This is a genomic window from Bacillus sp. 005/A4HT-01/001 (genome assembly GCF_004634445.1).
Lineage (GTDB): Bacteria > Bacillota > Bacilli > Bacillales > Bacillaceae > Bacillus > Bacillus altitudinis.
This window is the reverse complement of record NZ_SEIZ01000001.1, coordinates 517820-529977: the sequence shown is the minus strand read 5'-3', so window position 1 is coordinate 529977 and position 12158 is coordinate 517820. Positions and strand designations below refer to the sequence as shown.

General features: G+C 41.9%; 10 protein-coding genes. 9 read left to right on the top strand and 1 reads right to left on the bottom strand.

Annotation, left to right across the window (positions count from 1 at the left end; genetic code table 11):
• The first annotated feature begins 38 nt into the window (after positions 1-38).
• Positions 39-1178: a non-hydrolyzing UDP-N-acetylglucosamine 2-epimerase gene (gene wecB / locus ES896_RS02875; protein WP_017368152.1), complete on the top strand. Its 1140-nt coding sequence runs from the start codon at positions 39-41 to the stop codon at positions 1176-1178.
• A 33-nt stretch (positions 1179-1211) separates the two neighbouring features.
• Here the strand turns inward: wecB and tagU are convergent, their stop codons facing one another.
• Entirely contained in the window at positions 1212-2132 is a 921-nt protein-coding gene (gene tagU / locus ES896_RS02870; protein ID WP_008348305.1) for a polyisoprenyl-teichoic acid--peptidoglycan teichoic acid transferase TagU, read from the bottom strand.
• Positions 2133-2314: 182 nt separating this feature from the next.
• Here tagU and ES896_RS02865 point away from each other — a divergent pair, with 182 nt between their 5' ends.
• The 8 genes from ES896_RS02865 to tuaC all read left to right on the top strand — a co-directional run bounded on the left by ES896_RS02865 (position 2315) and on the right by tuaC (position 12134).
• Positions 2315-2638: a hypothetical protein gene (locus ES896_RS02865; protein ID WP_035701604.1), complete on the top strand. Its 324-nt coding sequence runs from the start codon at positions 2315-2317 to the stop codon at positions 2636-2638.
• Positions 2639-2663: 25 nt separating this feature from the next.
• The gene (locus ES896_RS02860) at positions 2664-4772 is read left to right on the top strand and encodes a SpoIID/LytB domain-containing protein (RefSeq protein WP_008348301.1); all 2109 of its coding nucleotides are present in this window, start codon (positions 2664-2666) and stop codon (positions 4770-4772) included.
• A gap of 22 nt (positions 4773-4794) precedes the next feature.
• The gene (locus ES896_RS02855; protein ID WP_135226384.1) at positions 4795-6285 is read left to right on the top strand and encodes an N-acetylmuramoyl-L-alanine amidase; all 1491 of its coding nucleotides are present in this window, start codon (positions 4795-4797) and stop codon (positions 6283-6285) included.
• 132 nt (positions 6286-6417) lie between these two features.
• On the top strand, positions 6418-7908 hold the full coding sequence (locus tag ES896_RS02850) for an N-acetylmuramoyl-L-alanine amidase (RefSeq protein WP_135226383.1): 1491 nt from the start codon (positions 6418-6420) through the stop codon (positions 7906-7908).
• A gap of 144 nt (positions 7909-8052) precedes the next feature.
• Positions 8053-8625 carry a hypothetical protein gene (locus tag ES896_RS02845; protein WP_017357854.1) on the top strand — a complete coding sequence of 191 codons (573 nt, stop codon included), beginning with the start codon at positions 8053-8055 and terminating at the stop codon, positions 8623-8625.
• Between the two features lie 198 nt (positions 8626-8823).
• The gene (locus ES896_RS02840; RefSeq protein ID WP_008348294.1) at positions 8824-9483 is read left to right on the top strand and encodes a sugar transferase; all 660 of its coding nucleotides are present in this window, start codon (positions 8824-8826) and stop codon (positions 9481-9483) included.
• Between the two features lie 18 nt (positions 9484-9501).
• Positions 9502-10953, top strand: a complete 1452-nt coding sequence (gene tuaB / locus ES896_RS02835) for a teichuronic acid biosynthesis protein TuaB (protein ID WP_167764437.1) — start codon at positions 9502-9504, stop codon at positions 10951-10953.
• Positions 10950-12134, top strand: coding sequence for a teichuronic acid biosynthesis protein TuaC (tuaC, locus tag ES896_RS02830; protein WP_052320991.1), 1185 nt, complete (start codon positions 10950-10952; stop codon positions 12132-12134). Before tuaB ends, tuaC begins: the two co-directional genes overlap by 4 nt.
• The last annotated feature ends 24 nt before the right edge of the window (positions 12135-12158 follow it).

Here is a 12158-nt window from a genome sequence, read left to right as displayed (position 1 = left end):
CAACATACAATAATTGAGAAGGAAAGAGGCATCGACTATTGAAAACATTACATGTAATGACTGTATTCGGGACGAGGCCTGAAGCGATTAAAATGGCACCCCTTGTCCTTGAGCTAAAAAAACATCCGCAAATCAAATCCTCAGTCACTGTGACTGCACAGCATCGGCAAATGCTTGATCAAGTGTTGAAAGCCTTTAACATTCAACCAGATCATGATTTAAATATTATGAAAGAACGCCAGACATTATCTGAAATCACATCAAATGCACTATTAAAACTAGATCAATTATTCCAAGAGGAAAAACCTGATATTGTCCTTGTTCATGGAGACACCACTACAACCTTTGCAGGAAGCTTGGCCGCATTCTACCACCAAATTTCTGTCGGCCACGTCGAAGCGGGTTTAAGAACTCACAATAAATACTCACCGTTCCCTGAGGAATTGAACCGCCAAATGACAGGCACTATTGCTGACATTCATTTTGCCCCTACGGCTGAGGCGAAGCAGAATCTTTTAGTAGAAAATAAAAAAGAAGAGACCATCTGTGTGACAGGGAATACGGCCATTGATGCCCTGCAAACAACAGTCACAGAACAATATCAACATCCAATTTTAGAGAAGATCGGTTCAGATAAAATGATCTTATTAACGGCTCATCGCAGAGAAAATCTTGGTCAGCCGATGAAGAACATGTTTAGAGCGATTCGCCGTGTTGTCGAAGAATTTGAAGGTGTTCAAGTCGTATACCCTGTCCATTTAAATCCTGCTGTTCGTGATGCGGCTCAGACAGAATTCAGTGATCTTGATCGTGTGCACTTAATTGAGCCGCTCGAAGTAGTTGATTTCCATAACTTCGCTGCTGCCTCGCACTTTATTCTAACGGATTCTGGCGGTGTACAAGAGGAGGCGCCTTCTCTAGGGAAGCCAGTACTAGTGCTGCGCGATACAACAGAACGCCCTGAAGGTGTGAAAGCTGGTACGCTGAAGCTCGCAGGTACAGATGAAGAGACCATTTACAACATGGCAAAACAGCTTCTAGTCGATCAGAAAGAGTACGACAACATGTCAAAGGCGTCTAATCCATATGGTGATGGACAAGCGTCAAAACGAATTGTCGAAGAGCTTCTCCATCGTTATGGTTTAAGTGATGAAAAACCAGCCCCATTCCAATCATAAAAAAAGAAGACTACATTCCTGTAGTCTTCTTTTTTACTGCTCCAAACTATCCTTCAATTCCTTCTTCACTTTCGCTAAACTGCTGTCATCAAGCTGATAGTAATAAATATTATTGATTCGTGCGCCTGTACCTTTCAGCTCGTGCTGTTTCACATTTTGTCTTGCATCACGATAATCATTCATCATCGTCCACATGTCGTCAAAGGACATATTCGTTTTCATGTTGTTTTCAACGACTTTAAACATATCGCCGAATTTCGTAATAGATGAAATGTTAGCGCCTTTTGCAATGATGCCTTCAATGACTTGACGCTGTCTTTGCTGACGGCCGAAATCACCTTTAGGATCTTGCTTTCTCATTCTTGTATAGGCAAGGGCTTGATCGCCGTTCAGGTTAATTTCTCCTGTACCAAATGAATGGCCATCATAGCTGAAAGCAAACGTGCTGTTCACCGTAATGCCGCCAAGTGTATCGACAATGTCTTTAAAACTTTCCATATTCACTTTCACAAAGTAATCCACAGGTACATCAAGCAGTTCCTCTACTGTATCTGCAGCCATTTGTGTACCACCGAAAGCATAAGAGTGGTTGATTTTATCCATTGTGCCTTTTCCGACAATTTTTGTATACGTATCACGGGGGATACTCACCATTTCAGTTGTTTTCGTTTTCGGATTCACTGTCATGTATATTAATGTATCTGCACGGCCTCGGTCATTCTTTCTTTCATCGACACCCATGACTAAAATGGAGATCGGGTCTTTTTTACTTAAATCGACATCTTTGTCACGCTTATCTGACTTCTTTAAGTTCTCTTGAATGCCTGCGACAGTGGATGCGGCTGTATTCCAAAGATGATACGCGTATCCGCCAGTGGCTAATACGAATAAGCCAATAATCGATAAAACAATCCAAAGAACCTTCTTTTTCTTTCTTTTTCTCTCAGCTCTCATAATGTCCCTCACCTTTTCTATCATTCTTCCATGATTATAGGTTTACGAATCTTGATAAACAAGTTATTTTTTTACTCTGAACCTAGATATAGACGTTGTAACAAAAAAAAGGTTTCAAAAAACCTTAAATTTACCTTAAAATATTAAGTTATAAGACGATACAAAGACATGAGGTGAAAAAAATGAAGAAAATCGTCGTTTTACCGTTCTTAATACTACTACTAGGTATCGTGCTCACAGCATGTGGAACGGCTGAGCAATCCTCAGGAGAAAACAAGACAAGCAGTTCAACTCCTCAGGTGCTGGAAGAAAAAGCTGAATTTATTGGAATGGCTGATGCACATACAGTCGAAGTGAAAAAAGTGAATACGACTTTAAGCTATGAATTTACGGATAATTTTAAAGATGTATTAAATGAATTTAAACCAGGTGACAAAGTAGAAATCTCTTACTTTATCAATGACAGTGGTCAAAAAGAAATTCAGAAGATTGAAAAACAGAAGTAAAAAAAGATGGGCGGGATGAACAAAATTGAAGAAAACAGGCATTACACTTATCGTTCTCATGACACTGACACTACTAATTGCACCTTTTCAGTCTGCCATGGCCAGCTCGACAATTTCAGTAAAACTGTCTAACTATATCGGAAACAAAAACAGCATGGATTTCTCAACAACGGGGGAATACAAACTATCAGGATCAAATGTCGCTGTGACGAAAAGATACGACGGCAAAAATCGTTACGAAGTAGCCAATAGTATTGCTTCTGCAGGATGGAAAAATCCTTCAACCGTTGTGATTGTGAGCCGAGATGCTTTTGATCATGCCATTTCTGTATCGCCGTTAGCATACAAATTAGGCGCCCCAATTTTGTACACGAACATTGAAAAGCTAACGAAGACAACCGAAAATCAGTTGAAAAAGATGAATCCTGATAACATCTTAATTGTCGGGAATACGAAAAGTATTTCAACAGCTGCTGAGAAATCAATCAAAAAGTATGGAAAAGTGAGACGCATTAGTGGGAAAGACAAATTTGAAATTTCCCAAAAAATCGCCAAAGAAATGGGTAACTATAAGCAAGCAATTGTTGTCGGCGGGAACTCATTCATGAATGGGATTGCAATTGCATCCTATGCATCGAGAAAAGGATACCCAATCCTATTAACAAAAAAAGATTCCATTCCGTCTTATAAAATGCCAAGTAAAGTCATTATCATCGGCAGTACAAAAAGTACGGGACAAAAAGTAGAAAATCAAATCAAGAAAACCTCACAGGTGACACGAATCAGCGGTGCCAATCGCTACGAATTATCTGTGAATATCATTAAAAAATTAAACATTAATGCAGATAAAGTGTACTTGGCAAAAGCCTCTAGCTATATTTATGCAATGCCTTTGTCGCAATTGGCTGCAAAATCTAACAGTACCGTTGTGTATGTGAAGCCGGATTCTGTCACAGCGTCATTAAAAGCATTGCTGAAAGAAAAAGGTACATATGCTTACCATCTTGCTGGTAGCACAAGTGCGATTACAGATAGTTTAAAAAATTCTTTAGCCAAACAAGTCTATCTGAAAAAAAATCAAAACTACCAATTGAATATTTCTAACGGAAAAATTTCATTAAAAGGCATTAAGACGTATAACACATTAAGAGTTGTTCCTGAGAAATATTCAACCAAAAATGTCCTTCAAATCGCAGGGAAGCCTTACTTAGGTAACGTCAACTTTGCCATTGAATCAGGATATATCAGGCCGACTAATGAAAATATTCCATTTGAAGACTATCTAAAAGGTGTTGTGCCAAACGAAATGCCTGCGAGCTGGCATGTTGAGGCATTAAAAGCACAAGCTGTTGCCGCTAGAACGTATTCAGTGAAAAGTATTGGAAAAGTCGTACCTGATACAACAGCCTTCCAAGTATATGGAGGATATAACTGGTACACAAATTCGACAAAAGCTGTGGATGCCACAAAAGGCAAGGTTCTGAAATACAACAATCAACTTATTTCAGCCACCTATTATTCTAGTAATGGCGGATACACTGAGGCGAGTGAAGAAGTATGGGGGAATGCACTGCCATACTTAGTCGCCAAAAAAGACACAAAAGATCCTGTCAATGCGTGGACACTGAAGTTGTCTAAAAAGCAATTAGGCACTACGTTGACTGCAAGTACAGCAGCTTCTGAGTGGTCTAAGGCAAAAGAAGCCAATGCTGCCGACCTTGCTGGTCTAAAATCATGGCTGTTGAAAAATAAAGAAACAGCTGCATCTGACATGAGAATTGCATCTATTTCAAGCCTGACATTCTCAGGAAAAACAAAAGGTCAGCGTGCGAAGACCGTTTCAATCAAGCTGAATTACCATCTGAAAAACAAAACAGGTACGTATACAGTGAACAAAAGTACAACGGCAAGTATGAAAATGACAGAGTTTAGAACAGTCATGGGCGCAACAAAGGTGAAAAGTACGTTTGCGTCAGTAAAGAATAATACAAATGATTTCACGATTTCAGGAAAAGGCTATGGTCACGGCATTGGTATGAGTCAATACGGCGCCAAAGCTAGAGCTGAATCTGGAAACTCGTATTCTTCCATACTTTCGTTCTACTATCCAGGTACAAAACTAACAAACTATTAAGAATAAAAGGAGGACTTAGAAGATGCGCTCAATGATCAAAACAGCCATCCTCAGCCTCATCGCCATTTTCGTTATTGTTCCAACAGCTTCAGCAGATAACTCGGTCTCCCGAATTGATGGTGGGAGCCGGTATGCTGTAGCAGCAAACGCAGCGAAAAAAGGATGGGGAACAGCAAGTACAGTTGTTTTAGTGGGGAAAACTGCATATGCAGATGCAACAGCAGGAATTCCACTGGCACATCAAAAAAATGGACCAGTTCTTTACACAAATAGTACAAGCCTTTCTGGAGATACAAAAAAAGCCTTAACGGCTTTAAAAACGAAGACAGTTATTGTTTTAGGCAGCACATCAAGTGTGTCAAACAACGTGGTCAATCAAGTAAAGAAAATGGGCATCTCTACACAACGTATTTCAGGAAAAAACCGATATGAGCTATCGGCAAATATCGCGAAAAAAATGAAAACGCCAGCTGGCGTCGTTGTGGTTGAAGGGTCATTCTATGCACATGGAATTGCCATTGCACCTGTAGCGGCACAAAAAGGGTTCCCAATTCTATATACAGATAAAAAGGGCCTTCGTTCTGAAATCGCTTCTGTTGCAAAAGCAAGCAATGTGAAACAAACCATTGTCGTAGGCGGAGAGAATTACGTCACAAAAGCAGCTTATAATCAATTAAAATCTCCAACGCGAATCAAAGGCTCTACTCGTTATGACGTGGCTGCGAATATTGTGAAAAAATACAATATGAGCACAAATAATACCTATGTAGGAAGAGGGTTTGGCTATGCCACTTCATCTTCCGCGGCAGGAATTGCAGCAAAGCAAAACAAAGCATTGCTCCTAACGAATGAAAAGACGCTGCCAAAGGTAACAAGAGCGACGATTAGCAGCAAAAAAATCACCAAATTTACTGTCGTTGGCAGTACAAATACAGTGACACCAACTGTCGTGAATCAATTGAAAAATCCTGTCGTTGGCAAAAAAGTATTCATTGACCCAGGTCATGGCGCTCATGATTCAGGAGCGGTAGGCTACGGATTATATGAGAAGAACTTAAACTTAGATGTAGCCAAACGTCTAAATACAAAGTTAAACAACGCAGGTGCACTTGTGACGATGTCAAGAACATCAGACACATTCGACAGTCTTCAAACACGGGTGAGCAAAGGTGCGTCAGCAAATGCAGATATCTTCATCAGTGTCCATGCGAACTCAAATGATAACAGCAGTGCAAATGGAACTGAAACGTATTATGACAAAACATATGCGGCAACAAACAGCTTGAAGCTTGCGCAAAATATTCAGCCTAAAATGGTCAGTGCATTAGGCACAAGAGACCGTGGCGTGAAGACAGCTGGTTTCTATGTGATTAAATATTCTAAGATGCCAAGTGTTCTCTTAGAAACTGGTTTTGTTTCCAGTCCAGTTGATTCAAATATTTTGAAATCTGCTACTTATAAAGATCGATTAGCGTCAGGTATTTCAAGCGGTGTTTCAGGCTATTTTAGATAAGAAAACAAACAGATGAGGGGTGCCTAAGATACACCTCTTAGGCTGCTCGAGAAACGACTCTCGGCAGCCTTTTTTCAAAAGTACATGAAGTGTTTCCGGGGTGAAGGGTTCAAAACCAAGGAGGTTGACTTCATGCGTTCTTATATCAAATGTTTTGTTTTGATTGTGGTTTCACTATGTTTGTATGCACCATCTGCATTTGCGCAGCACAATGTATCGAAAATTGAGGGAAGTAATCGATATGAGGTGGCAGTTAACGCTGCAAAACGAGGCTGGTCGACAGCACATACAGTTGTTTTAGTAGGCGGTGAAGCTTATGCAGATGCGCTAAGTGCTGTGCCGTATGCCTTTCAGCAAGGAGCCCCAGTGCTTTTAACGAATACTAGCAGTCTTTCAGGTGCAACTAAGTCAGGTCTTCAGCAGTTGAAAACGAAGCGTGTCATCATTCTTGGCGGAACCGCAAGCATTTCTCAAAAAGTCGTAGCGCAGCTAAAAGCAATGAATCTATCCGTATCGCGAATACAAGGGAAGAATCGATATGAATTGGCGGCAAACGTTGCTAAGCAAATGAAGAGTGCTGATACAGCTGTGATTGTGAATGGTTCTGCTTATGCAGATGCTGTGGCGATTGCTCCGTATGCTGCAAAACAGGGCTTTCCTATTTTATTAACCGATGCAAAAGGGCTGCGGCAGGAAACAGCCAATCTATTAAAAAGCAAAGCGGTGAAACGGACGATTGTGATTGGCGGGGAAACAAATGTCAATCAAGCAGCCTATCAAAAGCTACCATCACCCGTGAGAATCAGCGGAGCCAATCGGTATGAAGTGGCAGCCCGAATTGCGAAAACATACCCGATGAAGACAACCCAAACGTATATGAGTAACGGCTATGCATATGCCGATGCGGCAGCTGCGGCAAGTACGGCAGCCAAGCAAGGGCAAACCCTTCTTCTTACAGACGCTCAATCAGTACCAGATGCGATTCGTCGTGTCATTGGGACTAAAAAGATTTCAACATTTACAGTGTTAGGCGGAACATCAACCATACGAACCAGTGTGATCACACAGCTGAAAAATCATGTGTTAGGTGAAACCATCTTTATTGATCCAGGTCATGGTGCGCAGGATGCTGGAGCGGTAGGAAATGGGCTGTTTGAAAAAAATGTAAATCTGGATGTCGCGTTAAAACTGCAAGCAAGGCTCAAACAAGCGGGTGCGCTGACGGTCATGTCTAGAACATCTGATACATTTGATTCCTTGCAAACACGTGTAAGTAAAGGATCACAGGCTGGTGCGGATGTGTTCATCAGCATCCATGCCAATGCAAATAATCATAGCGGTGCAAATGGAACAGAAACGTATTATGATGCGACGTATGCTTCGGCCAATAGTTTAAAGCTGGCACAAAAGGTACAGCCCCAGATGGTGAAAGCCCTTGGCACAAGGGATCGTGGTGTGAAAACAGCAGGGTTCTACGTGATCAAGTATTCAAAAATGCCCAGCATCTTGCTCGAAACAGGGTTCGTAACCAGTCCGATTGATGCCAGTATATTAAAATCAACGACTGCTAAGGAGAGGCTGGCTTCAGGAATCGCAGCAGGTGTATCTCAATATTTTGAATAAAATAGATCGGATGAATGATATGTCAAGTTAAAAATACATTTCATTTCAGGTTATTTTTGTTATAATCGAAACATAGAGGGTGGATTTTTCACGTATTTGCCTTCCAATGACAGCAAATCGACAAATCATGAAGAGGTGACGATCTTGAAAAAATTAATCACAATGCCGTTTTTAGCCTTACTTCTAGGTGTAATGCTCACAGCATGCGGCACATCAAATCAGTCAAACGATAACAACAATACGGATAACAGCAAAAAAGAAACAACTGAAGCAGCAGATCAAAAGAAAGAAAATGCAACAGACGAAAAGACGGAAGACAAGTCTGCAAGTGAAAAAGCAGATGATGAAAGCAAAGAAACAGCTGCTCAAACAGAAGACCAAGCAGGTCAATCTGATGAAGATGCAAAAGAAAGCTCAAGTAAGGAAATCACAAAAGAAGAAACGACAAATGATCAGTCAAAAGCTGAATCTAAAACAAAAAAAGAATCTACAACGAAGAAAAATGAAGTCACCAAAGAAGGCACATATGTCGGTTTGGCTGATGGACATACAATTGCTGTCAACATTGATGGAAAAGAAGTAGCCATTCAATTCGGAAATACATTTTCTAAACAAGTGAACAGCCTAAAAGAAGAATCAAAAGTGAAAGTAACTTATACAAAAGATGCAAACGGAACGCTTAGACTGAAGACGATCGAATCCGTAAAGGCAAAATAAAAAAAGACACGTAGACCCGCAGAATTGCGGGTCTTTTTTACGTTTAAAAGGGCATAACTTGATATAAGGGCACATTCTTAACACACTTTTACAAGACTTAACAGCCCATTTACATTTGCTTAATGTTGCTCTGCTAAACTGACTTTCATAGAACATCTCTTTACACAACAACTACTTTGAATGGTGAGGTGCAGGTCAGTGAGCGCAGAGAAAGCGATGAACCTTTACAGAGAATATGAAGTGAGACGAAACCACTCTTTTGCTTTAACAGAACATATGGTTCGATATTTATTTGCAAAACGTTTCATAGATGTCGTGTTCTCGTTCATCGGATTGATGTTGAGTACGCCAATCATTTTACTGTTTGCCCTTTTAATTAAGCTAGAAACACCAGGGCCAGCCTTTTATATGCAGGAAAGGGTCGGAAAAGACGGTGTCTACTTTAAATTATGGAAGCTCAGATCGATGAGAACCAACGCAGAAAGCGGAGGAGCGAAATGGGCGCAAAAAAATGACCCTCGTATCACCAAAGTGGGGGCATTCATCAGAAAAACAAGAATTGATGAACTGCCGCAATTTATCAACGTGTTAAAAGGAGAAATGAGTATTGTAGGTCCACGTCCTGAAAGACCAATGTTTACTGCCGAATTTAATCGGACGATTCCAGGCTTTACAAAAAGACTGACAGTGAAGCCAGGGCTGACTGGTCTTGCTCAAGTAAATGGGGGATATGAAATGAGTCCAAGTGAGAAATTATCACATGACTTACAGTATATTCAAAACTTGACATTTTCTCTCGACACGAAGATTATGGTAAAAACGTTAAAAGTCATCGTGACTGGTGACGGAGCCAGATAAGTAAAGTAGGGAAGAGAAATGGCAAGTATGAAAAATCGCCTGCTGGGCGGAGCAAAATGGACAAGCTTGTCCGCATTGATCATTACCATCATCCAAATTACACAGTTCGCCTTTTTAGGGAACGTAATGTCACTGAAAGAATTTGGACTCGTTGGCATGATCACAACTGTCGCAATATTTACACAGATTTTACTTGATCTAGGCATCGGTGCTGCGATCATTCAAAAGGAACAAACGACGAAACGTCAATTATCTACATTATATTGGATTAACTTGCTGACGGGAATTCTCTTGTTTTGTGTATTGATCCTCGCAAGTCCCTTGATTGCCACCTTTTATGCCAGACCTGAGCTGGAAGGCTTGCTCAAGTTATTATCAATCATGTTTCTCATTGCACCAATTGGTCAGCAATACCAATATATGATGCAGAAAGATTTAGCCTTTAAAACCTTAAGTACGATTGAGACGATAGCGACGATCATTTCGCTGATTGTTCTACTTATCCTAGCCTTTTTTATCAATCCAATTGTGGCCTATGTGGTCTCTCAAGTGCTGCTTCAATCAGGAAAAGGTCTCATGTATGCAGCTGCTTATTGGAAGAAGTGGCGCCCAGCACCCGTTTTCGCATTAGGGGAAGTGAAAGAGTTTTTCTCCTTCGGGGCTTTCCAGCTTGCGTCAAGGCTCGTCAATCGGGCAGGCTCAAATATCGACATGATTTTAATTGGACGGTTTCTTGGAGCAGAGGCATTAGGGATTTACAGCCTGGCTTATCAAATCGTCACAATCCCGGTGCTGAAAATTAACCCGATTGTGACGAGAGTGGCTTTCCCAGTTTTCGCAAAAAGTCAGCGTGATCACTCTAGGCTGCGTGAGGGCTTCCTCAGTATGACGAATATGCTCGCACTCATTAGTTTTCCACTACTCATCGGTCTTGCTGCCGTATCAGATAGCTTTATAGAAGTAGTGTTTGGAGAGAAATGGCTAGTGGCGGTCCCGGTTTTGAATATTTTGTGCATTGTCGGTCTACTCCGTGTGCTGATGAATCCAAATGGTTCCATCCTTCTTGCAAAAGGGAGAGCGGACTTAGCTTTTTATTGGGATACAGGCATGCTCATCGTATATGGATGCGCCTTATATGCAGGAGTCCATACTGGCAGTCTATTGACTGTAGCTTGGGTCTACTCAGGGGTCAGCCTGCTGAACTTCATTGTCGGCAGGTGGCTGATGGCTTACGTCATTCAGCTAGATATGAAGATGTATATAAAATCACTCGTAAAGCCTGCTGTCATGACGCTGTTAATGGCCGGCTGCGCAGTAGCTGTTCATCAAGGGATGAAGCTGACATCAGCGGATATACTGCTTCAATTACTACTGACGATTTGTTTAAGTGCGGCTTTATATAGCTTGCTGCTTGTCAAAATGTATCCGCAGGTGACAGGGAAATTATGGAGAAGAGGTCGTTCGTCATGAAGGTGCTATGGCTGACAAGTGTATATCCTAGTGAAAAACATCCAAGTGAAGGCGTCTTCCATGAAACACAAGTGCAGGAGCTGGTCAAACAAGGCGTAGAAGTGAGCGTGATTTGTCCCACCCCTGTCAATCCGCCCATCTTACGGATGCTTAAAGCTTCCTATCGTCAGAGAAAAGATCTTCCCCAGCAGGAAGTGAGGTGCGGAGTACCGGTTTACAGACCGCCTTATACAGCACTGCCTGGACAGCTAAAATGGGCTCAGCCGAGTAAACGAATCGCAGCTTCTGTCCTACGCACAATGGAGCGTTATGATCTGTCACCGGATTTCATCCATGCGCACTTTGCCATGCCGTCTGGCGGCGCAGCAGCTGTGATTCAAAAGGAAGCGAGCATCCCTTATCTTCTGACCTTACACGGCAGTGATGTGAACGTCTATCCAAACTATAGCAAAGGGGCGTTTGCAGCCTTTGAAGCAGCAGTAAAACAGGCGTCTGCTGTTCTCACAGTGAGTGAGGAGCTGGCAAAGAAAACACATGACATGACAGAGGTGGATGCACAATGTCTCCCGCTTGGAATTCCGCTCAAGTCATTTTCTAGAACACCAGGGGATCAAACAGCCATCAGAAAGCAGGTAGGTTTACCGCTTCACGACAAGCTCATCGTTTTTGTTGGCCGTTTAGTCAAAGAGAAAGGTTTGCTTGAATTAGCGGAAGCTGTCAGCGGGATGGAGGGTGTGAAAGCCGTCTTTGTCGGAAAAGGACCCCTCGCAAAGGAGCTGGCCGAACGGGCGGGAGAATCCATTATACTCCCGGGGCAGGTGCCGAATGAACAAGTCAAACATTATTTAATGGCAGCTGACCTGTTTGCCCTTCCATCCTACAGTGAAGGAATGCCGACTGTCGTCCTTGAGGCGCTCGCTTTAAAACTGCCTGTCATCGCAACACGGGTTGGTGGTCTCCCATCACTATTTTCTACCTATCAACATCTGCTCATTGAACCGCGTTCAACGAGTCAGCTAAAAGAAGCGATTCACGCTTATCTTTATGAAAACAGATGGAACGAGCAAGTGAAGAACGATCTTCACCACATCGTCCATACAGATTATTCATCATCACATAATGCTACGCTCCTGATTCAGCAATATGAAAAGGTGCTGAATCAATCAACATCCACCGTTTAAACAGGATGAAATGTGCAAAGACTG

Excerpts from the sequence above, each read along its gene's own strand:
- tuaB (WP_167764437.1), top strand. The coding sequence starts at position 9,502 with ATGGCAAGTATGAAAAATCGCCTGCTGGGCGGAGCAAAATGGACAAGC.
- ES896_RS02850 (WP_135226383.1), top strand. The coding sequence starts at position 6,418 with ATGCGTTCTTATATCAAATGTTTTGTTTTGATTGTGGTTTCACTATGT.
- ES896_RS02865 (WP_035701604.1), top strand. The coding sequence starts at position 2,315 with ATGAAGAAAATCGTCGTTTTACCGTTCTTAATACTACTACTAGGTATC.
- ES896_RS02855 (WP_135226384.1), top strand. The coding sequence starts at position 4,795 with ATGCGCTCAATGATCAAAACAGCCATCCTCAGCCTCATCGCCATTTTC.
- tuaC (WP_052320991.1), top strand. The coding sequence starts at position 10,950 with ATGAAGGTGCTATGGCTGACAAGTGTATATCCTAGTGAAAAACATCCA.
- tagU (WP_008348305.1), bottom strand. The coding sequence starts at position 2,132 with ATGAGAGCTGAGAGAAAAAGAAAGAAAAAGAAGGTTCTTTGGATTGTT.